We start from the raw sequence: 22,766 nt of genomic DNA, 5'->3' as shown, positions 1-22,766 counted from the left end.
GCGGCATCTTGAGAAGAGCCTCCAGCCGCCGGCTTCCGGCCGCCGGCTTTGCGCTTGCGACGCTCGTCGCATTGCTGCTCGCGGTCGGACTCGCCGCTTGGTCAGCCGAGCCGTCCGCGGAGGAATCGACGCCCCGCCCGGTCGTCATCGGCTCGAAGAAATTCACCGAGTCGGTCATCCTGGGCGAGACGCTTCGCTTGCTTGCACTTGACGCCGGTCATCCGGCGCGCCATCGCGCCGAGCTGGGCGGGACGCGCATCCTCTGGGGCGCGCTGCTGAGCGGCGAGATCGACATCTATCCGGACTACAGCGGCACGCTGGTCCGCGAGATCCTGGCCGGCGAGGACGTGTCCTCGCCCGAATTGCTGGAGGCGGCGCTCGCGGCCCGCGGGGTCCGATCATCGGCCTCGCTCGGCTTCGAGAACACCTACGCCATCGCGGTTCCCGAATCCCTGGCGGAGCAGCTCGGCCTGGAACGCATCTCCGACCTGCGCGAGCATCCGGATCTGCGCCTCGGCTTCAGCAGCGAGTTTCTGGATCGCGCGGACGGCTGGCCGGGCTTGAGACAGCGCTACCGACTCCCGCAGGCCCGCGTGCAGGGTCTCGATCATGACCTGGTCTACCGGGGCATCGCCGCCGGGCATCTGGACGTAACGGTGGTCTACACCACCGATGCCGAGATCGCCCGCTACGGGCTGCGCATGCTCGAGGACGATCTTGGCTATTTCGAGGACTACCAAGCGATCCTGCTCTACCGCGCGGAGCTGGCCGAGGCGGCGCCGGGCGTCGTCGCCGCCTTTCGTCGTCTCGAAGGCGCGATCGACGCGCCCACCATGGCGGGCATGAACGGGGCGGTGAAGCTGGAGGGCGACTCCGAGCAGACGGTCGCCGCACGCCTCTTGTCCGCGGGCCTCGGGCTCGAGGTCACGGTCTCGGGCCAAGGCTTCTGGAGCCAACTGGGCCAGCGCACCCTCGAGCATCTGGGTCTGGTCGGGGTCTCGCTCGCTGCCGCCATCCTGTTCGCCGTGCCGCTCGGGGTGCTGGCTGCACAGCAGGCGCGCCTCGGTCATCTGATCCTCGGCATCACCGGGATGATCCAAACCATCCCCTCGCTCGCACTCTTCGTCTTTCTCATCCCGTGGCTCGGGATCGGTTGGCTGCCGACGGTGGTCGCGCTCTTTCTCTACAGCCTGCTCCCGATCGTGCGCAATACCCACGCCGGCCTGATGGACATCCCGGTGCCGATCCGCGAATCGGCCGATGTCCTCGGGTTGACCCGCTGGGCACGCCTGCGCCTGATCGAGCTGCCGCTGGCCGCTAATACCATCCTGGCCGGGATCAAGACCTCGGCCGTGCTCAATGTCGGCACCGCCACCGTCGCGGCACTCATCGGCGCCGGCGGTTACGGACAACCGATCCTCACCGGGATTCGCCTGGACGACACAGCACTCATCATGCAGGGCGCCGTCCCGGCCGCACTCCTCGCGCTCGGGCTCCAAGGGCTTTTCGAGTTCGCGGAGCGTTGGGTGGTGCCGCGCGGGTTGCGCCTGAAACCGACTGATGGGGTCAGGGCGGACGCGGATCCCGCCCAAGAGAGACCCCGGGCCTGAGCGTGCGAGTCTCCTTGCCGCGGCACAGGCAGGCAGCTAATCTTCAAATCGATAGCGGCTTAAGCACAGCATGCAATCTCACCGAGAGCGACCACAGCCATGATGCCAGCCAATCACCCGTCGGCCGTCTGCGACACCGACCATGTCGACCAGCGTGTCTTCCTGCGCGACGTCACCTGGGACGACTTCGAGGCGGTCCTCTCCGCCCGGGGCGACGACGGCGGCGTCCGCATCACCTATTGCAACGGCGAGCTGGAGCTGATGACACCTTCCGTCGATCACGAATCACTCAAGAAGCGACTCGCCCGTCTGCTCGAGACCTATGCAGAGGTCAGGAACATCGAGCTTGAAGGCTACGGCTCCTGGACCTTGAAGGAAAAGGCCAAGCGGCTCGGCGCCGAGGCCGACGAGTGTTATCTGGTGGGTCCGATCCGCCCTGCACCGAAGGTCCCGGATATCGCGATCGAGGTGATCTGGACCAGCGGCGGCGTCGACAAGCTCGCGGTCTATCGCGGACTCGGCGTGCCCGAGGTCTGGTTTTGGGAGGACGGCACACTGCGCTTTTTCGTCCTGCAGGACGAGACCTTTCTCGCCGCGACGCGCAGCCGCGCGCTGCCCGAGCTGGATCCCGCGCTGATCGTGCGCTGCATGGGCGAGCCGAACCAAACACGCGCGATCCGGGCGTTGCGCACCGCGCTGCTCGGCACCCCGGCGGCGCCGGATTCCGGCCGATGAGCCGATTCCGGACTCCGAACGAGGTCGAGGCCGCCTTCTACACCGCCTTCCAGACCCTCGACATCGCCCTGATGGGAGCGGTCTGGGCGGAGCGGCCAAACCCCGTTTGCGTCCACCCCGGCGGCGATCTCCTGCAGGGTCGCAGCGAAGTCCTGAACAGTTGGCGCGAGGTGATGACCGGGGCCGAGCGCCCCGAGCTGCACTACCGCGTGATCCAACGCACGGCAACCGACGGGCTTGCCGTGCATCTGGTCGAGGAGTTGATCCGCCCGAGCCGTTCGCGCGAGGAGCCCAACCGGATCCTGGCGACGAACGTCTATCGTCAAACGGGCGAGGGCTGGCGGATGACGGCGCATCACGCCTCCTTGCCGCTCATGCGCAAGCGACCCGAGACGGCGACGTCCGAGACTCCGAAGCCGCGGATGCATTGAACCGTCGGGCCGGGATCCGCAGGTCGCGCCCCGTCCGTGCGAGTCCAAATAAGCGGTTAGGCGATTTCCGCAAAATTCCATACCCGTGGTTGTGCTGACGATAGGAAGCACAACGTCCGCCGCGGTTGGTTGTGCCTCGCACGGCTCGGCACAACCTACGCCGCTGAATTCATTTGCCCCACGCCGGTAGATCCTTTCCCGAAACTCACCTTACGCGTCTTTGAGCCGGCTTCGCCCGAAGACCCACGGCCAAACAACGACACCCAAATAGAGCGCCGCGGCAAGCGGCATGACCGGCCAGGTCGGAACGCTCAGGACCCAGAGGGTCGCCCCGCTGATCAGGCACCAGACGAGCGGGATGATGGACAGGAGCCAGCGCAGCGGATGACGGATCATCAGCAGCAGACCCAGCGTTGCAAGCGCCGTCGGATCCGGCGCGCTGCCGAAGACCTCCAATCCGTACCAGGGGCGACCGGACACGAGTCCGAGTAGGGGTTGCAGGGCGAGTGCGAAGATGAGGATCCAGAGCCCCGGACCGGGATCCCGATCCGGGGCTTCCGGCGAGCCAGTCAGCGGGCGCCACCCGAGCACGACCGCCATGAGCACGCCCTGCAGCACGAAGCCGATCCCGAAAGAGATCCCCGGCCAGCTCAAGGGCGCGTACCAGTGGATCTGAAAGACCCAGCCGACCCAAACCCAGCAGACCGCGGTCAGGAGAAACGGTGCCCGAAGCACCCGACCCTCCACCCGACGCGCCGTGAACAGTGCCGTCAGACCCATCGCCAGCCCGATGATCGGCGCCGGCCAGACCCCGATGTTGTAGCGCTCGAACAGCCTGAAATAGGTCTCGCGCGAGAATGGAATCAGGTCGACGAGCGAATAGCTCAAGAGGTCCATCAGAGCGCGGCGACGTCGGCGGCCATCCGACGTCGCAGCGCCGCATCCGGCATGGCACCGCGCGCGGCCGCCATGTTCTCCTCCATGTGATCCACCCGGCTGGTCGCCGGAATGGCACAGGTCACCGCCGGGTGTGAGACGATGAACTTGAGCAGAATCTGCGACCAGTCGGTGCAGTCGATCTCCCGCGCCCAACCCGGCAGGGGGTGACGCTTGACGCGATCGATCAGCGAGCCGCCCTGAAAGGGCCGATTGGCGATCACCGCGATCCCCCGCTCCGCCGCCAGCGGAAGCAAGAGGGCCTCGACCTCGCGATCCTCGATGTTGTAGGTCAACTGCACGAAATCGATGGGTTGCGTTTCCATGATCCGGGCAAGCTCCGGGTGACGACGACCGTGCGAGGTGGTGATGCCGACATAGCGCACCTTTCGGTCGGCCTTCATCGCCGACAGGGTCTCCAGATGGCCCCTCCAGTTCACCAGATTGTGGACCTGCAGCAGATCCAGACGCTGCAGGCCCCAGAGGCGCTCCGATGCCGCGATCTGCTCGAGACCTTCCGCGGTCGAGGAGGTCCAGACCTTGGTCGCCGAGAACAAACCCTTGGGGCGATCCAGTCTCGCCAAGCAGCCGCCGACGACCGCCTCGGCCGTGCCGTACATGGGCGAGGAGTCGAGCATGCCGCCGCCTGCCGCGAAGAAGGCACGCAGAACATCGGTGCGCGCATCGCGCGCCACCGGGTCGTCGCCGACGTTGAAGGTGATCCAGGTTCCCATGCCGATGACCGGCAAAGGTTCGCCGGTTGAGGGGATCGGTTTGACCAGGGGTTGACCGTCCTCCGCCCGGCTGTTGCCCGGCAGCGTCAGGAAGGACAGAGGCGCGACCGCGAGGGCCGCAAGAAAGGCACGCCGACTCGATACGCAAGATCGATCCATAGACATACTCCAGGTACCGTCCGCCGAGCGGACTCGAGCATCCCGGAATTTGACCGTGATCGCGGGGATGGTTGCATGGAGGCCATCGATAAGGGTGCCGTTCTTGGGGCGCGCACGTAGACTACTTACTGCACAGCCGCGGAGCGAGGCTCGATCATATCACCCCGAAAGAGCACCATCTTTCGGGTCCTTCATGCCCTTCATGGTTCGCAACAACAAGGCATCGGTATGACCAAAACCGAACTGCTCGAATTGATCAAAAACGGCGAGAGCTCCGGCGTTGAGTTCAAGCGCGACGACGTGCGCCCGGAGCAGCTCGCAAAGGAGATCGTGGCGCTGGCCAACTTTCAGGGCGGCGTGATTCTCCTCGGAGTCGAGGACGACGGAACCGTCACCGGCATCCAGCGTGAGCATCTTGAGGAATGGGTGATGGATACGGTCTTCGGGCGCTACGTCCATCCGATGATCCTGCCGTTCTTCGAGACTGTGCAGATGGACGGCGGTCGCCGGGTGGCCGTGATCTCGCTCACGCAGGGTACGGCCAAGCCCTACGTGGTGCGCGACAGGGACCGGGAGGAGATTTTCGTGCGCGCAGGGAGTACGTCGCGCAAGGCATCGCGCGAGCAGCAGGCGCGGCTCTTCGCACTCGGAGGCATGCTCCATGCGGAGCTGCTGCCGGTGTCCGGCACGGGGATTCAAGACCTCGACCAGGAGCGACTGCACGATTACCTGGCCTGGGTGCTCAATGATCCCGAGGTGCCGGCGGATCCGGCCACCTGGACGAAACGCCTCATGGGCCTGGGATTCATGACGGAGCGGCCGGGCGGCGAACCGGTGTGCACCATCGCCGGCACCCTGCTCTTCGGGCGTCGGCCCCGCTGGGCGCTGCGTCAGGCCGGGGTGCGCTGGATGGCCTTTCCCGGAGACACGATGGACTATGCCTCAAGCGACGATCACATCCTGGACGAGCCCCTGGTGGGACTCTGGCGCACCCGCGACGGCAGCCGCGTCTTGGAGCGCGGAGGACTCCTGGAGTCCCTCATGGAGCGGATGCGGCCCTTCGTGTCGGCGGAATCCGCGGAGCTCGCGGACGGGGTGCGCCGCGAGCGACGCTGGCATTATCCAGCGGCGGCCCTGCGCGAGGCACTGGTGAACGCCCTCGCCCATCGGGACTGGACGCGCATCGAGGATGTGGAGGTCGTAGCCTATGCGGATCGCCTGGAGGTCCGCAGTCCGGGCGCCCTGCAGAACTCCATGACCGTGGAGAAGATGCTGGCCGGACAGCGCTCGCCCCGCAACCCTCTGATCGTCGACGTGCTGCGCGACTACGGCTACGTGGATGCGCGCGGCATGGGGGTGCGGAGCAAGATCGTCCCGCTGTTACGGCAACACAACGGCGTGGATCCGGAGTTCGAGGCGACCGAGGACTCTCTGCTGGTTCGGTTCTGGCGGGATGCGGCGGCCCAACGGACGGCATCCCGGGATCGTGATCGCTGCGAGGCGTGAGCACGGCAGAGTCGGTCGTAGCGGGGTTCCTGCGGCGGCTGATGGCCCTATCGCTCGCCCGAGCCCAACGCCGGTTGCGGAGCCTGGCTCGTCGCGAGATTCAGGGCATAACGCGTATGCTTGCGCTCCCCGGTCCGCACGAGCGCGCCCTTGGCGACCAGGTCCTGGAGGTCGCGGGTCGCGGTGGCACGCGAGGTGCGGGCGATGGCGATGTATTTTTCGGCACTCAAGCCCCCGACGAAGCCCTCCGGACCCGCCCGGAAAAGACGCGTGAGCACCTTCTCCTGACGCGCATGCAACCGGCCCCGCAGGCGGTCGTAGAGCTTGGCCTTGCCGATGAGAAAGACGACCCGCGCGCGCGTGTAGTCCAGCGCATCCAGGACGGTATGAGAGAAATAGTTCAGCCAATCGTCGATGCGATTGACCTTGTTCGCCCGCTCCAGTGCGCCGTAATACGCCTTCTTGTGACGCTCGATGGTGTGGGACAGCGCGATCAGGGTAGGTTGCCCGAGACCCTGCGCCAGGACCTTTTCAGCAATGGCACGCGCAATCCGGCCATTGCCGTCCTCGAACGGGTGAATCGTGACGAAATACAGGTGGGCAATGCCCGCGCGCGTCAGGGACGGCAGCGGGCGCTCTCCGGTTGGGGCGCTGCGGTCGAGCCAGGCGACGAAGTGGTCCATCTCCCCGGGCACCCGCTGGGCGGGAGGCGCCTCGAAATGGACCCTTGGAGCATAGATGGCGCCGGACACCACCTGCATCGGCTCTTCCAAGGTGCGATAGCGCCCGAAATCACGCAGGTCCCGCCGTTCCGCCATCAGCATCCGATGCCAGGCCCACAGCATCTCGTGGGTCATTGGGGCCTGGAAGTGCCGATAGAGATCGACCATCAGCTCCGCCATCCCCGCCTCGGCCGGGGAGACGCGACGCGGGTCTCGGGCCAGGCCGAACTCGCGCAAGAGGGAGGATTGGAGACTGTCGCGGTCCAGATACTCGCCCTCGATGCGGGCGGTCATCAATGCCTCGTCGCCGATCAAGTCGACCGTCAGCGCCTGTTGCTCCGAGTCGTCCAGATGCGCAAAGGCGCCGAACAGGAGCCCGGACTCGTGCAGCAGGCGCGCCTCCAGGGCCGCGAGCCGCGCGCTGTCATAGGCGAAATCGGGCCAGTCGGAGTGTTGCCAGTTCCAGACCATGATGCATAGGGGGAGCGGTTATCGCTCACATAAGTGACGTTTTCTGAGCGAAAGGAGAGAATACTAGCCCTTCGCGCGGGGCGGCGCCACAGGAGCGGCGACTGGGCGGCAATTCCCGCCGTGCACGCCCGCGGAATCGATCGAAACCGACGCGGACGGCGCGGACGCGTGTGGATGGCGCACGGGCATCAGCAGGCAGCTCGCGTGCAGCCCGAGTATGGAAGGCGACCGGGAACAAGGCCGCCAGCTTGTCCCACTCGGTGTCGAGCATGCGGGACATTGAAGGCAAAAATTCGGCCGCCGCCGCTCAGGTAACGGTTGGGGCTGGCGGACTCTGGAAGCTTGTCAACGCCTTTCGTCGGCGGTTCTTGTGCGCGGGGGAGCAGGCGCAGGAGCCAACACTCGGCGAGCTGGGCGAGGGTGAAGTCTAAGTCGTCGGCGATTATCTTGGAGATCGACTTAAGCCCCAAGTGAACCGCTCCAGAAGGCGAGACGGACCAGGGTTACCCGGTCGAATTCGCGCGAGGCGACGAAGGCGGTAACGGAGAGTGTGGGCACGGGAATGCTCCACAGTGCGAAACGATCAGAACTGTGACTGATCGCCGTGGCGGAGCACTTCCGGAGCAGATTCAAGAATTTGGAGCGGGAAACGAGATTCGAACTCGCGACCCCAACCTTGGCAAGGTTGTGCTCTACCACTGAGCTATTCCCGCTTTGGAGCCGTGCATTTTAATGTCTTTCTCGATGCTGTCAACCCCTCGATTGCATCAACACCCCGGCCTTGTGGCCTGGTCTCAGTTGCCGTGCTATTCTGAATTTCCGAAATTCAGAACTGCAGAGAATCCAATGCGTGAAATCCTGACGGTTTCGAGTCGCGGCCAAATCACACTGCCCGCCGGGATGCGCAAACACCTCGGCATCACGCCGGGCGGCGCCGTGATCATCGAGGAGTGCGAGGGCGAATTGAGGCTGAAGCCGGCTGCGGTGCTGGAGCTCGAGCACTACAACGATGCACAGATCGCCACGTGGGATCGCGCCGACGTGCTCTCCACCGAAGAGCGCAGGCGCATCCTCGAGCGCCTGCAAAAGGCCTGATGCGCCTGTTCCTGGACGCCAATGTCCTGTTTACGGCGGCGCACAATCCAGCGGGCAAGGCCGCTTTTGTCCTCGAGCTGGGTCAAGCGGGTTTGCTGCAACTCGCAACCAGCGCCTATGCCCTGGAAGAGGCACGACGGAACCTCGCACGCAAATACCCCGAGTGCTTGGCTGAGTTTGAAACGCAGCTTACCGAGATTCGTATCCTTGTCGATTCCGACCATGGGGTCTGCCCGGATGGGCTGGCGGAGAAAGACTGCCCAATCTGTCGCGCTGCCCACGCCTGCAAGGCCGATATCCTCTTGACGGGTGATATCCGGGATTTTGGGTTTCTGATGAATGTGCCGGACAAGACCGAGGGACTGCTCATTCAGACGGTTGCTGATTTCCTGGACAGCCTCTGAATCACGGGTGGTCGACTTCGATCGCGATGATGCGCCGAATGTCGACCTTTTCATGATGAACAACTCGACAAGTGAATATCCCTAGGCCACCGTTGCCGTTGTCGTTGTCGACAACGACTAGGTGCCCCGCACAACTTTCTCCTGTCGTCCCGAACCCGAACCCGAACCGGCCTCAATCGCGCCCCTCGACATCGACCTGACCGGACAGGCTCGGCCAAGCCGCGCGCAGATAGAGCACCATCGACCAAAGCGTCAGGACGGCGGCGACGTAGAGCAAAACGACACCCAACCCGTAGACCCAGGGTCCGAAGACGGTATCGCGCAGGATCATGAGCACGATCGAGATCATCTGGGCCGTGGTCTTGATCTTGCCGGTCATGGAGACGGCGACCTTGGCACGCGCGCCGATCTCGGCCATCCATTCGCGCAGTGCCGAGACCGTGATCTCGCGTCCGATGATCACGATCGCCGGGAGCGCCAAGAGGGTGCGCGGGTCGTATTGGACCAGCAACACCAGCGCGACCGCGACCATCAGCTTGTCGGCGACCGGATCGAGGAAGGCGCCGAGCGGCGAGGTCTGCTCCCAGAGCCGCGCGAGATAACCGTCCAACCAGTCCGTCAAGGCTGCGGCGCCGAAGATCGCCGCAGCCACATAGGGCGCCCAAGGTGCCTCGACATAGAAGACGACGACGAACACCGGGATCAAGACAATCCTGAGCATCGTCAGAAGGTTGGGGATATTCCACATACGTCAGGGCCCCGCGGCCTCCTCGTGAAAGGCATCGTAGATCTGTTGTGCCAACTGTCGGCCGATGCCGTCGACGCAGGCAATGTCCTCGACCCCTGCACGGGCCAGGCCGCGGATGCCGCCGAACTGCTTCAGAAGACGTTGGCGGCGACGCGGCCCGATCCCGGCGAGCCCTTCCAGCGTAGACGTGGTGCGTGCCTTGGCACGGCGCTGGCGATGACCGGTGATGGCGAAGCGATGGGCCTCGTCGCGGATCTGCTCAACCAGATGCATGGCGGGGGAATCGCTCGGCAGTATAAGCGGCGACTCGACGTCCAACAACCAAAGCAGCTCGGTGCCCGGACGCCGATCCGGCCCCTTCGAAATCCCCACCAGCTGCACGCCGGCGATGCCGAGCTCTTGGAGCGCATCGCCGACCGAGCGGATCTGTCCCCGTCCGCCGTCGATGAAGAGGATGTCCGGGATCGGATACTCGCCCTGCTTGACCCGGGTGTAGCGCCGGGTCAGGGCCTGATGCAGGGCCGCATAGTCGTCGCCCGGGGTGATGCCCTCGATGTTGAAGCGGCGGTAATCCGACTTGCGCGGCCCCTCGCCGTCGAAGACCACGCAGGAGGCGACGGTGCGCTCGCCTTGGGTGTGACTGATGTCGAAGCACTCCATGCGCTGGGGCCGCTCGGGAAGATCCAGCGCATCGCGCAGCGCCTCGATGCGGCGCCCATACCCGGCCTGGCTGCCGAGCCTGGATTTTAGCGCGACCTCGGCGTTGCCGCGGGCCATCTCGAGCCAGCGGGCACGCTCGGCGCGCACCCGCCACTTGATGTGCACACGCCGCTCGGCGCGTTGCGAGAGCGCCGTCTCCAGGAGCGCGCGCTCCTCCGGCTCGACGCTGACGACCAGCTCGGGCGGGATCTGCTTGTCGGCATAGAACTGGGCCAAGAACCCGGCCAGGAGGGTTGCGTCGTCCGTGTCGTCGGGGGCCTTCGGAAAGAACGCCTTGTTGCCGAGGTTGCGCCCGGCGCGGATGAAGAAGACCTGCACGCAGCTCGTCCCGCCCTCCTGAGCACAGGCAATGATGTCGAGGTCGCCGCCCTCCCCGCTCACGTACTGGCGCTGCTGGATCCGACTCAGGGTCGCGATCTGATCGCGCAGAACGGCGGCGCGCTCGAATTCGAGCGCTGCGGCGGCCTGCTCCATGCCGCGACCCAGATCCGCGATCACCTCTTCGGCGCGCCCGTCGAGGAACTGGATGGTGTGGGCGACGTCCTCGGCGTACGCCTCGGGGCTGACGAGTTCGACACAGGGGCCGCTACAGCGTTTGATCTGATACTGCAGACAGGGTCGGGAGCGGTTGTTGAAGAAGCTGTCTTCGCACTGGCGCACCGGGAACAGCTTCTGCAGAAGCTGGAGCGTCTCGCGCACGGCCCAGGCGCTCGGATAGGGGCCGAAGAGGCGCCCTTTGGATTGACGCGGCCCCCGATAAAACGCGAGTCTCGGAAAGTCGTCCTGCGTGCTGAGATAGATGAAGGGATAGCTCTTGTCGTCGCGCAGCAGGACGTTGAAGCGCGGGCGCAGTGATTTGATGAGGTTGCTCTCGAGCAACAGCGCCTCGCCCTCGGTGCGGGTCACCGTCACCTCGATGTCGGCGATCTGACTCACCATCACCTGCAGGCGGCGCGTCAGGGCCCGGCTGAAATAGCTCGACACCCGGCGTTTGAGGTTCTTCGCCTTGCCGACATAGAGGACGGTGGCCTCGGCATCGAGCATGCGATAGACGCCGGGGTTTTGGGGGATGCGCTCGAGGAGGGCTCGCGCGGGCATCTCGGGTTCGGGCCGAGGCTCCTCGGGAGCTTGATCGGGAGTGGTGTCGTTCATGTGCGGATTAGAGCGCAAACGACCGCTGCCGATCCAGAGCGGACACCCGGACGCAGTCGGGGTTGCTTCAGCCACGGGGCTGAGCACCTATCGGATTCTAAGGCGAATTCCGGAAACCTTCATGCCAAGGGCGTAGGTTGTGCCGAGCCGTGCGAGGCACAACCAACCGTGGGCGCAAGTTGTGCTTCCTATCGTCAGCACAACCTACGGGTATGGAAGTTTACGGAAATCGCCTAAAGTCTCTCACGGAGACACGGAGACGCGGAAACACGGAGCGCACGCCGGAAAGATCTCGGATTCTCCGTGCCCTTCGCGTCTCCGTGAGAGTCATCTCGAGCTGAAACCGGGGTGCCGGCGTCAACTGATCGCTGGCAAGCGGCTGGGGGCGGCGCCTTGATTCACGTCAAGGCCATGTATCCACGCCGTCGTTAGCGTCAACGAGCAGTCTCGGGCTCGCCTCCACCAACCAGCGGAAGACACCCCTATGCGCATCGAGTCAGGCACCAACAGGAAACGGGGCGTCGCTGTCCTTGCGCTCGGCTTCCGGCCGTTTTTTCTGGCCGCAGGGATCGCCGCCGTGCTGTCTGTCCTGGTCTGGCTCGGGATGATGGCGCGGGTCGCGGTCGGTCATACGGGTCGTGCGATGCAGGCAAGCGGACTGACCATCGTCGCCTTCGTCCTGATCAACTGCGCAGCCGCACTGCGCGGTTTAGCGCCCTTGGTCTACCCGGCCGGCTATCACGCTTGGCTGATGAGCGCCGGGATCTGCTGGATCCTCGCGTTCGGGCTCTTTCTCGGGGTTCATGCGCCGATGCTGGTCGCGCCCCGGCCGGACGGGCGCCCGGGCCGACGCGGCCTCGGGGGCATCGCTTGGGAGCGACTCAAAAATGACCGAACATGGTGGGTAGAGCGTCAGCGGAACCTATCCAGCCTGCGCCAAGGGCATCGGACCCAAACCCGGCAACGCGGCGGTTTGGAGGATGGGTTTCGCAGACGCTCTACCCATCCTACGCGGTCATCATGTGTTCACCTTGCTTCTGAATCGTCACGAATCACTCGGGCGTCGTGTCGGACCGGGCCTTGCTTGACTGACCACGGGTCGTTTTCTTCAACTGAGGCGCCGGACGGAGCTTAGGAACGATTCAAGAACAACATGAACATGACATCGCGCACCCGCTCTCGCATCAGGGCGCTGATGGTCTTCTTCTCGCGCAAGATGCGTCGGCCGAACGGCATTTGGATGTCCTCGGACTCGAATCCGGAGCAGGTCTTCGACGATCAATCGTCGAGGATCGAGATGTAGGCGAAGATGTCACGCAGCTCCTCGGCGGTGAAGGCCGCGAGCAGCTCCTCGTCATCCGGATCCGACGGGTCACGCACACGCGTCTTGTCGATGTACTTGTCGACCTGCCGCTGCAGATAGGCTGTGTACTGACCGGCCAAAATATCAAACCGAGCAGGAAATCGAGATCCCGATGGCTCGCGTCGAACCGTCGCCGAAGCGCCCGACGGGAGCGTCCCACGGCATCCCCTGCTCCGGCCGTCTTTACGCGCTCCCGAACGCGGGCCATTCTGTCGGCATCGCATTCAACACAGACGGGTGGCAGCGAGGCTATCGATGGACACGGATGAACCCCGTTTCGAGCAGACGGGACATGAGAGGAGCGACGACGACGATCGACTCTGGCCGAGCGGCGACTATGCCCGTCAGGTCGAGCGACTGCGCGAGGCCGTGGGCGGGACCGTCTATCTCGTCGAGCTCGAGCCGACCGAGATCCAGCTTGGGATTCGCCAGACCGGACAGCCCTTCATTCTGCTCGACGTCCTGGAGTTTCCTCGACCTGATCCGGCTCGGGGTCTCGCACCGCACCTGATCCTGCTCGACGACGGTCGCGGCGTGAATCTCGGACGCATCGCCCGAATCAGCCTGGAGCGGCCCTTCAGTCCGACACCCGAGCAGATCCTCTACCAGGATCGTCGGGCTACTCGAGAGCTCTTGTTCGCGGAGCGGCGCCTCTCCCCGGCCTTGATCGCCGAACGCTCGAAACAGCTCCTCGGACAGGTGCTCGGGATGGACGGCACGGCGCCCCGCCCTGTGCACGCACCGCTGATCGGGCATCAACCGAAACCCGCCGATTGATTTGCCTCAAGGAGATCTGCGGATAACGCCGGTTTGCGGAGACCGAATTCGCGGGTCTGCTGCGCGCCGGCGTCGTCATCTCGCTACGCTACAACGTCATCTGCGGCTACAGCCCGGCCGAACAGGAGCGCACCTACAACGCTGTTGCGGAGCGCATCGCCCGCGGAGAGATCACCGGGCTGAATTCCACGCTGTCCGCGATGACCGGCATCTATCCAAACGATGCGGCCTACGAACAAAGCGGCTTCGCGATCACCCGCCAGACGAGGGTCAGTCGCCGTATTGAGTTCGGGCGCGCACGACGATGACGACGAGCTCATCGTCCTGGATGCTGTATAAGGATACGATCCTGGTAGCTCAATCGGGCCGAATCGTAGCCCTTGAGCGGTCCGGCCAAGGACTTTCCGGAGTGCGGATCGACCGCGATGCGATAACGGGCGATGCCCATGAGCTTTGCACGCAACTTCGCACTGAGCTTGGAGCACCGCGTCGCCGTTGCGATGACGGACATGATGGATCTCATGGCGCTCGTTGGTGTCGCGTAGCAGGTCGAAGAGGGTGGCGCGAGCGTCCGTGGTGGTCATCGGGGGGAGCGCTGTACAGGTTTTGGTACCGGGAAACTAGCTAGGTCGCTCCTTGGGGCGTGTCAAGGTCCGGGAAGCTCGAACACAGGGCGGAACCGATCTCGCCAGGATTTTCTGTTTTCCCGTGTAATCAACACCGGGACGAGAGACTTCGCCTAGCTGTATTTCGCGCTCACGACCGGCGTGGGCAAGCCCCGGCTCATGTTGGTCAACGATGCGCCGATGCGTTTCGTAGGGTCTTGGCGATCGACAGAGGGCTCTGACTCCTTTCGAGCTCGCTGTTTCTAGGGCTCGCCGAGCACCGAAATCCCATGCGGGAAAGCGATTTCATCCGCTTCCCGTCGGGCGACGAACACGGCAATCTCCTGGACGCGGTCACGCGACGGGCCGTTAAGGTTTCTGCCGTACCTCGAGTTGTAGTGCCCGCAGTAGTCAGCCGCAAGCTTGTAGCCGAAGCGGGGGTCGTCCTGATGCCGGAGGCAGATCCCGAACGCATCTTCGATCAGCATCAGCGCGTGCGAGTTGACCAGGCGAACCCGGCCCCAATTGAGACTTCGGTAGTCGGGTTGGAATGCCTCGAGCCGTGCCCGAAGCTCCCGCATCGCCCGTGGGTTCAGATCGCCGCGCGCCGGCAGGTCCGCAAGCAGTGCGCGCACTTGCGCCAATAACGAGGCCTCCGGCTCGGATACCGGTGCTTCCCCGGTTGTCGCCTGCTCGGCAATCCAGAGTGCGAAGGCGGTCAGTCGTCCGGGCTTGTCGAACCACTTCTTCAGCACGGACAGCCGGACAAGCTCCGCGAAGCCTTCGCGATCGATCTCCTCGACGATGGAGGCGAGTTTCCGATGAATCGTGAGTGCCATAGGCCATTGGATCGGTCGATGCCGGTGAGGTGGATTGTCGAGGCCAAAGAGGTGATGGATCAACCGCAACCGAGCGGTCGAGCACGGCGGCTTTGGTGTGTGCGACCCGAAGACTCCGATGAGGTGAGCGCGTTTCCGCGCCGCTGGTCAAGGAGCTCAGTCAAGCATCCCATGCCGGCCAGGTCGATCACTTCGCGCCGTAGGGTGAACAAGCGTAGCGCAGTCCACCAGCGCCCGCGCGGGGTTCGGTGGACTTCGCTCTCGCTCGTCCACCCTACCGGCCTACGCCAAACATCCCGGTAAGATCAGCCGTGTCGAGCTGCTGATCGGTCGCTCCGGCTGGCTCACACTCTGCACCTTCAGCGTGGAATCCTTGGAGCAATCAGAGGATCATCTGATCTTCGCCGCCGTGACGGATCAGGGCGAGACGCTTGATCCCGAGACTGCTGCCCGTCTGATGACGTTGCCCGGCAAGGTCTCGCCACTCGCACCCGACGCTGGACCGGGTGCGCGGCAGGAACAGCTCGCTGTGCAGATTGCCGAACAACATGGCACGATTGAACGCGGCATCTCCGAGCGCAACGCGCGCATCGATGGAAGATACGAATGCGATATGAGCCTGTCACCGGCGTGCAGCCGGAGATTTTTCGTTGGGCGAGGGTCTCGGTCGGGTTGAGCGTCACCGACGTGGCAGCCCTGCTCAAACGCGATCCCGAAGAGGTTGCGGCATGGGAGGCCGGCACCAAGGCACCGACCTACCCGCAACTGGAGACGTTGGCGTATCAGGTTTACAAACGTCCGCTGGCGGTCTTCTTTCTTCCGAGCCCGCCGGAGGAGCAGCTACCGCAGCGCGAATTCCGAACCCTCCCGGACGCGGACATGCAGACCCTCGCGCGGGATACTTACCTGCATATCCGGCGCGCTCATGCCTATCAGCTTGCCTTAAGGGATCTCTACGACGGCCACAACCCCGCCGAGCATCTCATCTGGAAGAGCATGTCCCTGTCCACCTCGCAGCCAGTCGCAGAGCAAGCGGAGCGCATTCGCCAACACCTTGGAATCACGCTCGAGAAGCAAATCCGCTGGGCCAGCGATGATTCGGCACTCAAGGGGTGGCGCAAGGCGATCGAGGATGCGGGTGTCTTCGTGTTCAAAGCGGCATTCAAGCAGAAGGAGATTTCCGGCTTCTGTCTGGCCGATGACGTCCTGCCGCTGATTTATTTGAACAACAGCACCACCAAGACGCGCCAGATCTTTAGTCTGCTGCATGAGCTCGCGCACCTCCTCTTGAGCATGAATGGATTGAGCAAGCTGGATACGGGTTACATCGACGCGTTACCCAAGAGAGAACAACGGATTGAGCGTTTCTGCAATGCCATTGCGGCCGAGGTATTGATCCCGACCCGGGATTTCGCGGCTCAGACGAGGCATTTGCCTGCTGACCTGGACCCGATGACGGATGTGCGCTTCTCCGAGCTTGCAGCCCGTTATGGCGTGAGTCGGGAAGCCATACTCCGGCGGTTTCTCGACGAAGGGCGAGTCGGCAAGTCGCCCTTGAGGCTTTCATCCATCAGCAAGGGTGGTCGTTCTGATGGCTGATCCGAGAAAACTGGAGTTGACCTGGATCGGTAAGGAGAACCGACCGCGCCTGGAGCCGCGGATTCTACTGGAGGATCCGGCGCGGTCTTACCACTCCAAGCATCGCGTGACGGATCAGGACCTCTTCGACAACCGGCTGATCTTCGGCGACAACCTGCTGGCTCTCAAGGCACTGGAGGCGGAGTTCGCGGGCAAGGTGAAGTGTGTCTTCATCGACCCGCCTTACAACACCGGTAGTGCCTTCACCCATTACGATGACGGGGTGGAACATTCCATTTGGCTCTCGTTGATGCGGGATCGGCTTGAGATCATTCGACGGTTGTTGTCGGAGGATGGCTCGTTCTGGGTCACGATTGATGACAACGAAGCGCACTACCTAAAGGTGCTTTGCGATGAGTTATTTGGGCGCGCAAGCTTCATTGCTAATATTATTTGGGAGAAAGCTGATTCTCCCAGAAACTCCGCGCGCCAATTCTCAACTGATCACGACCATTTATTAGTGTTTTCAAGGAACCCTGACTGGACACCTCGGCGCTTAGCACGCACCAGTGAGTCTAATTCCATATACAGCAATCCTGATGATGACCCGCGGGGCGCATGGTTGCCCGGCGATCCATATGCCAATAAACCCTATTCTCGAGGTCAGTACTCTATCACAGGCCCTACGGGTCGCAGTTTCTCTCCTCCTCCAGGCCGTTTCTGGCGAATCTCGGAAGACAAACTTAAGGAGTTGGATTTAGACGGCCGGATTTGGTGGGGACCAAAACGAAATGCGCGACCCAGCATTAAAAGATATCTTTCTGAGGTTGGCGACCTTGTGCCTCGGACTATGTGGTCGAAGAATGATGTCGGAAGCAATCGCACTTCAAAGAACGAGATGAGGGCGTTGTTTCCGGGTGATGAGTCCTTCGGAACACCCAAGCCTGAGCGTCTCATTGAGCGCGTTTTGAGCATTGCCACCAATCCTGGCGATCTTGTCCTCGACTCCTTCGCCGGCTCGGGAACCACCGGTGCAGTCGCCCACAAGATGGGCCGCCGCTGGATCATGGTGGAGCTTGGCGAGCACTGCCACACCCACATCATCCCGCGTCTGAAGAAGGTCATCGACAGCGAAGACCCCGGCGGCATCAGCAAGGCAGCCGACTGGAAAGGCGGTGGCGGTTTCCGCTACTACCGGATTGCGCCTTCGCTGCTGGAGAAGGACACCTGGGGCAACTGGGTGATCAACCGCGACTACAACGCCGCCATGCTCGCCGAGGCCCTGTGCAAGCTGGAGGGCTTTATCTACGCTCCGTCGGACACGCTGTACTGGCAGCACGGCTACTCCACCGAGAGTGACTTCATCTACATCACCACTGCCAACCTGAGCCATGAGCAGCTTGAGCAACTGAGCGACGAGGTCGGACCCGAGCGTAGCCTCCTGGTGCTTTGCACCGCCTTCCGCGCCCGAGCTGACCTCTACTCCAATCTCACGGTCAAAAAGATTCCCCGACAGGTCCTCTCGCGCTGCGAGTGGGGCCGCGACGATTACTCGCTTCGGGTCGAGAATCTTCCGAGCGCACCCTTGCCACGGGGTCAGATGGACTTGTTCGGCGAGGAGGAAGCGCCGTGAGCCGCAAGAGGGGTGCGCAGATGTCCGAAGCGGCGGCGATTGTCAGCCCCCTGCTGACCCGGATTCGCGAAATTTGGAGGACGGCCCGCATCCAGGCTGCAAGGTCGGTCAGCTCCGCTTTGTTGCAGGCGAATTGGCTGATCGGCCAGCAAATCGTCGAAACGGAGCAAGTTGGCTTCGCCCGAGCCGAGTACGGCGGCGAATTGCTTAAGACATTGTCCAAACAACTGATCAAGGTGCTCGTCAGCGGTTTTTCGGTCCGGGCGTTGCAGTCTACGTGGGCCTTCTATGTCGCTTACCCGTCACTGATGAGCGGATTCAACACGCGGCGCGTGTTGAATCCGGCGCCGGCCTGGCTGACGGTATAGCGCAACGACGACGATCCTGAGGGACGAAGAGCCATGATCCGCAGCACCCTCGAAGCGCCTCACCAGAGGAGAAGCCAGCGAAGGAATCGTTTCAAGTCGATTTTGATGACCTGGATCGGGAGTTGGCGCGTGCGTGAGTGGATTGCCGCAGCCGGGGCACCTATCCGACGACTTTGAAAAGGAGGGTCAGACATGAATAGAGCGCAGGTATTGGAGAAATTGAACCAGCATCTGGATGAAATGCAACGGCGCTTTGCTGTTAAGCACCTGTCCCTGTTCGGCTCTGCGGCACGCGATCAACTCCACGAGGGCAGCGATATCGATGTGCTGGTGGAATTCGAAGGACCACCCACTTTCGACGGGTACATCGGCTTGAAGGACTTCCTGGAGGCACTGTTTGTCACTAAGGTAGACTTGGCCACCCCGGATGCCATCAAACCAAGGATGCGCCCGCTGATCGAAAAGGATTTGATCCATGTCGCGTGATTGGACCTTCTTCCTTGACGATATCCTCGACGCCGCGGAAAAGGTTCTCCGTTATACCCAAGGCATGACCTTCGAGGAATTTCGCGACAACGAGATGGTTGTCGATGCCGTCCTCCGTAATCTGGAGATTATCGGCGAGGCGGCGAAATCCCTGCCCGCGGAGGCCAAGGCGATGATGCCGGACGTTGAATGGTCGAAGGCGACAGGGTTTCGCAACGTGGTCGCCCATCACTATTTCGGTTTGAGCCTGTATGTCGTCTGGGATGTCGTACTGCACAAGGTCCCGGATATTGAGTCATCTGCGCGTAGTCTGCGTACGAAACTGAACGGCGGCGACCAGTGACGACATCAAACAGGGATGCTCTCAAATGAATCGCCACGTCAATGCCATCGCCGGCCGGCTAAGCCTGCGCCCGCCCCAGCGCCGAGCGCTGGAGATCCTGCATCGGATCATGGACATCACGCCGCCCGGCAAGGCGCCCGACGTCGCCGCCGTGCTGGACATCATCCGCGGGGAGTTCCCTTCGGTCTCGGATTTCGAGCGGGATTTCCCTTCGCTGTGTTTCGCGCTCGCGACCGGCGTGGGCAAGACCCGGCTCATGGGTGCCTTCATCAGCTACCTGCATCAGGCCCACGGCATCGACAACTTCTTCGTGCTGGCGCCTAACCTGACCATCTACAATAAGCTGATCACGGACTTTACGCCGAACACGCCGAAGTATGTCTTCCGGGGTATCGCCGAGTTCGCGACCAACACGCCCATGGTCATCACCGGCGACAACTACGAGCAACAGAACGTTACCGGGGGCGGCCTGTTCGGGATGGTGCGGATCAACATCTTCAACATCTCCAAGATCAACTCGGAGGTACGCGGAGGCAAAGCGCCACGCATCAAGCGGCTGTCGGAGTACATCGGCACCAGCTACTTCGACTATCTGGCCGGACTGCCGGATCTGGTGCTCCTGATGGACGAGTCGCACCGCTACCGCGCGAGCGCGGGGATTCGGGCGATCAACGAGCTTCGTCCTATCCTCGGGCTTGAGCTGACGGCCACGCCCTATGTCGAGACCAGCCGGGGCGCCGTCGCCTTCAAGAACGTGATCCTCGACTACCCGCTGGCTCGCGCGATGGCCGACGGCTTCGTGAAGGAGCCGGCGGTTGTCACACGCAAGGACTTCGACCCCAGCGGCATGTCCGCCTCCGAGATCGAGCGCCTCAAGCTCGAAGACGGGGTGCGCTTGCACGAGGGTGTCAAGGTCGAGCTGGAGACCTATGCGCGCGCATCCGACAAGCCCATCGTCAAGCCCTTCGTATTGGTCATCGCCCGCGACACCACCCATGCGGGCGAGCTGCTGGCGCTGATCCAATCCGATGCCTTCTTCGAGGGGCGTTACAAGGACAAGGTCATTCAGGTGGATTCGAGCAAGAGCGGGGCCGAGGAAGAGGCCATGATCACGCGCTTGCTCAAGGTCGAGCACACCGAGGAGCCGACCGAGATCGTGATCCACGTGAACATGCTCAAGGAGGGTTGGGACGTCACCAACCTCTACACCATCGTGCCCCTGCGCGCGGCCAATGCGCGCGTCCTGATCGAGCAGTCCATCGGGCGCGGTTTGCGCCTGCCTTACGGCGTGCGCACCGGTGTGACCGCCGTGGATCGCCTGAACATCGTCGCCCATGACCGTTTTCAGGAGATCGTGGACGAGGCCAAGCGGCCGGGGTCGGCGATACAGCTCCGGACGGTCGTGCTGGACATGGACCAGCTCGGGCAGAAGACCGCCACGGTCGTCTCCCAGTCCCAGTTGGCGAGCCGACTTGGTTTCAAGCCCGCGACACCGACCAGCGGCACCCTGGTCGCCGGCGACGACCAACCCCCAGCCTTCGATAAACCCGAGGAACAGGCCATTGCTCAACTGGCCTACGCCGCGATCAAGCGGCTGAGTAGCGACGCGCAAACCGTGCCGACGGTCGAGCATCTGAGGGCACCCGAGGTCCAGGCCGCGATTGTTCAGGCGGTAGAGGAGCAGCGCACCCCGGTGCAGTTGGGTCTCGAGGGACTCGCCGAGGAGCCGGACATTGCTGCCGTCGTCGCCAAGACCGTCGACCTGGTCGCACGGCAGACCATCGATATCCCGCGCATCCTGGTCGTTCCCAAAGGCGATGTCCGCTCGGGATTCAAACCCTTCACGCTGGAGCTGGCGACCTTGCGATACGCGCCGGTCTCCGACGAGTTATGGGTCCAGCACCTGCGCACCGGGCAACGCGACGTCGTGACACTGGGGCAGGGAGGTTTCGAGGAAGCCCGGTTGGAGGACTACCTGGTCAGCGGCCTCATCGACTTTGACGACATCTCCTACGATGACCACGCCGACCTTCTCTATGATCTGGCCGGGCAGACCGTCCAACACTTTCTGAGCTATCTCGCCGAAGACGATACACGCAAGGTCCTGCGCTGCTACCAGCAGCCCATCGCCAACTTCATTCATGCCCAGATGCAACAGCATTGGTTCGAGGAGACCGACGGGGGTTACGAGGTCAAGATCAGCAAGGGCTTCAGCGAGCTGAAACCGAGCGCCTACAGCACCTCGGTCAAGGAGCCGCCCGCGAACTACCGCGTCTCGCCCGCGGATAAGAGCAACATGGGCCGTTACCTGTTTGGCGGCTTTGAACGCTGCCTCTATCCGGTCCAGAAGTTCGAGTCCGACGCCGAACGCAAGCTGGCCGTGATCCTGGAACGTGAGGCGGCCAAGTGGTTCAGGCCGGCCCGCGGACAGTTCCAGATCTATTACCGCGACGGTGCCGACCATCGCGAGTACCAGCCCGACTTCGTCGCCGAAACGAGCGCAGCCGTCTACATGCTGGAGCCGAAGATGCGCAAAGAGATGGCGGATCCCTCGGTGCTCGCCAAGAAAGAGGCTGCGGTCGGTTGGTGCGCCAATGCCTCCGTCCACGCGCTCTCACATGGCGGGAAACCCTGGCGGTACCTGCTGATCCCACACGACGCCATCGCGGAAAACATGACCCTCAGCGGCCTTGCCAGCCAGTACGGAGGGTAGCGGATGGCGGCTCCGCCAACGCATGCGCGCTTCGCCGCGACCTACTTCGCGGCAAGCCGTTGGATTTCCGGTCGTGGCTTCTGCCGTGCCTGCCAGACGTCGTAAGCCATTTGCTGGCTCAACCAGAGCTCGGCGCGACCGCCTTGCTCGCTGCCGAGCCATGCAGCGGAAAGTCGTTCGCGCTTCAACGAGCAACAAGTCACGACCCGAAACGGCCCGTGGAATCCTAGGCTACTGTGTCGCAAATCGATCCGATACCGGACACCTACTGACTGTCCACGTTCTCCGGCCAGAATAAGGCCAAGTCGATCAGCAATGGCTTGCGAAAGGGTAGTCTTAGAGAATCGACAGCTTCACGAGCATACTGCCGCGCATCGTCAAGCCAGCAGCGCAACCGCTCCTGAGACATGCTTGTCGGAACAGCATCCAGGTCTGTCACCGAGCCTTTGCGTTGATTGAGGAGGTCCAACACCTCCTCGTCGCGGATAAGCGCCAAGTCACCGGCGCTATTGGCCGTGACGCCGGCAATGACCTGACGGACCTGTCCGCTCTGGCTCGTGACCGCATCCATGAAAAAGAACGGAACCAGATCCGGCAGGTCTTTACGTGGCACATCGGCGAGTTGGGAGAGGTCGAAG

24 protein-coding genes and 1 tRNA gene are annotated in these 22,766 nt (G+C 63.1%); 14 read left to right on the top strand and 11 right to left on the bottom strand.

All coding sequences use genetic code 11. The features are described from left to right. Positions 1 to 8 precede the first annotated feature (8 nt). The 3 genes from AADX97_RS10720 (at position 9) to AADX97_RS10710 (ending at position 2,776) form a co-directional block, all read left to right on the top strand. Positions 9 to 1,610 (top strand): glycine betaine ABC transporter substrate-binding protein, encoded by a 1,602-nt coding sequence (locus AADX97_RS10720; RefSeq protein WP_374236737.1) that lies wholly within the window; start codon positions 9 to 11, stop codon positions 1,608 to 1,610. Positions 1,611 to 1,709: 99 nt separating this feature from the next. Next, positions 1,710 to 2,345 (top strand): Uma2 family endonuclease, encoded by a 636-nt coding sequence (locus tag AADX97_RS10715; protein ID WP_374236736.1) that lies wholly within the window; start codon positions 1,710 to 1,712, stop codon positions 2,343 to 2,345. After that, the gene (locus AADX97_RS10710; RefSeq protein WP_374236735.1) at positions 2,342 to 2,776 is read left to right on the top strand and encodes a nuclear transport factor 2 family protein; all 435 of its coding nucleotides are present in this window, start codon (positions 2,342 to 2,344) and stop codon (positions 2,774 to 2,776) included. The genes AADX97_RS10715 and AADX97_RS10710 overlap by 4 nt, the downstream gene beginning before the upstream one ends. Before the next feature lie 210 nt (positions 2,777 to 2,986). Here AADX97_RS10710 and AADX97_RS10705 read toward each other — a convergent pair whose 3' ends face one another. Both AADX97_RS10705 and AADX97_RS10700 read right to left on the bottom strand, forming a co-directional pair. Beyond that, on the bottom strand, positions 2,987 to 3,664 hold the full coding sequence (locus AADX97_RS10705; RefSeq protein ID WP_374236734.1) for a DUF6064 family protein: 678 nt from the start codon (positions 3,662 to 3,664) through the stop codon (positions 2,987 to 2,989). Between the two features lie 8 nt (positions 3,665 to 3,672). Then, a complete protein-coding gene (locus tag AADX97_RS10700; RefSeq protein WP_374236733.1) occupies positions 3,673 to 4,605 on the bottom strand; it encodes an aldo/keto reductase in 933 nt (310 codons plus the stop codon). 228 nt (positions 4,606 to 4,833) lie between these two features. On the opposite strand from AADX97_RS10700, the gene AADX97_RS10695 reads away from it, so the two are divergent. Then, entirely contained in the window at positions 4,834 to 6,111 is a 1,278-nt protein-coding gene (locus AADX97_RS10695) for an RNA-binding domain-containing protein (RefSeq protein ID WP_374236732.1), read from the top strand. 47 nt (positions 6,112 to 6,158) lie between these two features. On the opposite strand, the gene AADX97_RS10690 is transcribed toward AADX97_RS10695, so the two are convergent. Next, entirely contained in the window at positions 6,159 to 7,304 is a 1,146-nt protein-coding gene (locus AADX97_RS10690) for a Fic family protein (protein ID WP_374236731.1), read from the bottom strand. Positions 7,305 to 7,942: 638 nt separating this feature from the next. Next, positions 7,943 to 8,017 (bottom strand) — tRNA-Gly (locus tag AADX97_RS10685). 133 nt (positions 8,018 to 8,150) lie between these two features. Here AADX97_RS10685 and AADX97_RS10680 point away from each other — a divergent pair. Further along, positions 8,151 to 8,399 carry an AbrB/MazE/SpoVT family DNA-binding domain-containing protein gene (locus tag AADX97_RS10680; RefSeq protein WP_374236729.1) on the top strand — a complete coding sequence of 83 codons (249 nt, stop codon included), beginning with the start codon at positions 8,151 to 8,153 and terminating at the stop codon, positions 8,397 to 8,399. Continuing rightward, complete coding sequence (locus AADX97_RS10675) at positions 8,399 to 8,803, top strand: putative toxin-antitoxin system toxin component, PIN family (protein WP_374236727.1); 405 nt, start codon at positions 8,399 to 8,401, stop codon at positions 8,801 to 8,803. Before AADX97_RS10680 ends, AADX97_RS10675 begins: the two co-directional genes overlap by 1 nt. Positions 8,804 to 8,975: 172 nt before the next feature. Here AADX97_RS10675 and pgsA read toward each other — a convergent pair whose 3' ends face one another. The 3 genes from pgsA to AADX97_RS10660 all read right to left on the bottom strand — a co-directional run bounded on the left by pgsA (position 8,976) and on the right by AADX97_RS10660 (position 12,054). Beyond that, a complete protein-coding gene (pgsA, locus tag AADX97_RS10670) occupies positions 8,976 to 9,551 on the bottom strand; it encodes a CDP-diacylglycerol--glycerol-3-phosphate 3-phosphatidyltransferase (RefSeq protein WP_374236726.1) in 576 nt (191 codons plus the stop codon). A 3-nt stretch (positions 9,552 to 9,554) separates the two neighbouring features. Continuing rightward, a complete protein-coding gene (gene uvrC / locus AADX97_RS10665) occupies positions 9,555 to 11,369 on the bottom strand; it encodes an excinuclease ABC subunit UvrC (protein ID WP_374236753.1) in 1,815 nt (604 codons plus the stop codon). A gap of 550 nt (positions 11,370 to 11,919) precedes the next feature. After that, the gene (locus AADX97_RS10660; RefSeq protein ID WP_374236755.1) at positions 11,920 to 12,054 is read right to left on the bottom strand and encodes a hypothetical protein; all 135 of its coding nucleotides are present in this window, start codon (positions 12,052 to 12,054) and stop codon (positions 11,920 to 11,922) included. Here AADX97_RS10660 and AADX97_RS10655 point away from each other — a divergent pair. After that, a complete protein-coding gene (locus AADX97_RS10655) occupies positions 12,028 to 12,558 on the top strand; it encodes an NnrS family protein (RefSeq protein WP_374236752.1) in 531 nt (176 codons plus the stop codon). The two genes, AADX97_RS10660 and AADX97_RS10655, sit on opposite strands and share 27 nt — an antisense overlap. A 143-nt stretch (positions 12,559 to 12,701) precedes the next feature. Here the strand turns inward: AADX97_RS10655 and AADX97_RS10650 are convergent, their stop codons facing one another. Further along, entirely contained in the window at positions 12,702 to 12,866 is a 165-nt protein-coding gene (locus AADX97_RS10650; protein WP_374236724.1) for a cytochrome c, read from the bottom strand. A 175-nt stretch (positions 12,867 to 13,041) separates the two neighbouring features. On the opposite strand from AADX97_RS10650, the gene AADX97_RS10645 reads away from it, so the two are divergent. Then, a complete protein-coding gene (locus tag AADX97_RS10645) occupies positions 13,042 to 13,563 on the top strand; it encodes a hypothetical protein (RefSeq protein ID WP_374236723.1) in 522 nt (173 codons plus the stop codon). 868 nt (positions 13,564 to 14,431) lie between these two features. Here the strand turns inward: AADX97_RS10645 and AADX97_RS10640 are convergent. Then, complete coding sequence (locus AADX97_RS10640; protein WP_374236722.1) at positions 14,432 to 15,007, bottom strand: hypothetical protein; 576 nt, start codon at positions 15,005 to 15,007, stop codon at positions 14,432 to 14,434. 382 nt (positions 15,008 to 15,389) lie between these two features. Continuing rightward, positions 15,390 to 15,557: a hypothetical protein gene (locus AADX97_RS10635; RefSeq protein WP_374236721.1), complete on the bottom strand. Its 168-nt coding sequence runs from the start codon at positions 15,555 to 15,557 to the stop codon at positions 15,390 to 15,392. A 56-nt stretch (positions 15,558 to 15,613) separates the two neighbouring features. Here AADX97_RS10635 and AADX97_RS10630 point away from each other — a divergent pair, with 56 nt between their 5' ends. From AADX97_RS10630 to AADX97_RS10605, 6 genes are all read left to right on the top strand, one after another. Beyond that, positions 15,614 to 16,606, top strand: coding sequence for an ImmA/IrrE family metallo-endopeptidase (locus AADX97_RS10630; protein ID WP_374236720.1), 993 nt, complete (start codon positions 15,614 to 15,616; stop codon positions 16,604 to 16,606). Further along, positions 16,599 to 18,218, top strand: a complete 1,620-nt coding sequence (locus tag AADX97_RS10625; protein WP_374236719.1) for a site-specific DNA-methyltransferase — start codon at positions 16,599 to 16,601, stop codon at positions 18,216 to 18,218. The genes AADX97_RS10630 and AADX97_RS10625 overlap by 8 nt, the downstream gene beginning before the upstream one ends. Next, on the top strand, positions 18,215 to 18,586 hold the full coding sequence (locus AADX97_RS10620) for a DUF1016 N-terminal domain-containing protein (RefSeq protein WP_374236718.1): 372 nt from the start codon (positions 18,215 to 18,217) through the stop codon (positions 18,584 to 18,586). The genes AADX97_RS10625 and AADX97_RS10620 overlap by 4 nt, the downstream gene beginning before the upstream one ends. 192 nt (positions 18,587 to 18,778) lie before the next feature. Beyond that, entirely contained in the window at positions 18,779 to 19,072 is a 294-nt protein-coding gene (locus AADX97_RS10615) for a nucleotidyltransferase family protein (protein WP_374236717.1), read from the top strand. Beyond that, a complete protein-coding gene (locus AADX97_RS10610) occupies positions 19,062 to 19,415 on the top strand; it encodes a DUF86 domain-containing protein (protein ID WP_374236716.1) in 354 nt (117 codons plus the stop codon). The genes AADX97_RS10615 and AADX97_RS10610 overlap by 11 nt, the downstream gene beginning before the upstream one ends. Positions 19,416 to 19,440: 25 nt before the next feature. After that, entirely contained in the window at positions 19,441 to 22,128 is a 2,688-nt protein-coding gene (locus AADX97_RS10605) for a DEAD/DEAH box helicase (RefSeq protein WP_374236714.1), read from the top strand. 265 nt (positions 22,129 to 22,393) lie between these two features. Here AADX97_RS10605 and AADX97_RS10600 read toward each other — a convergent pair whose 3' ends face one another. Beyond that, positions 22,394 to 22,741 (bottom strand): hypothetical protein, encoded by a 348-nt coding sequence (locus tag AADX97_RS10600; RefSeq protein ID WP_374236713.1) that lies wholly within the window; start codon positions 22,739 to 22,741, stop codon positions 22,394 to 22,396. Between the last annotated feature and the right edge of the window lie 25 nt (positions 22,742 to 22,766).

This window comes from Thiocapsa sp. C2-2m, from assembly GCF_041903745.1.
Taxonomy (GTDB): Bacteria; Pseudomonadota; Gammaproteobacteria; order Chromatiales; family Chromatiaceae; genus Thiocapsa; species Thiocapsa roseilacustris.
The sequence above is the reverse complement of the archived record's forward strand: the minus strand, read 5'-3'. Positions and strand labels throughout refer to the sequence as shown.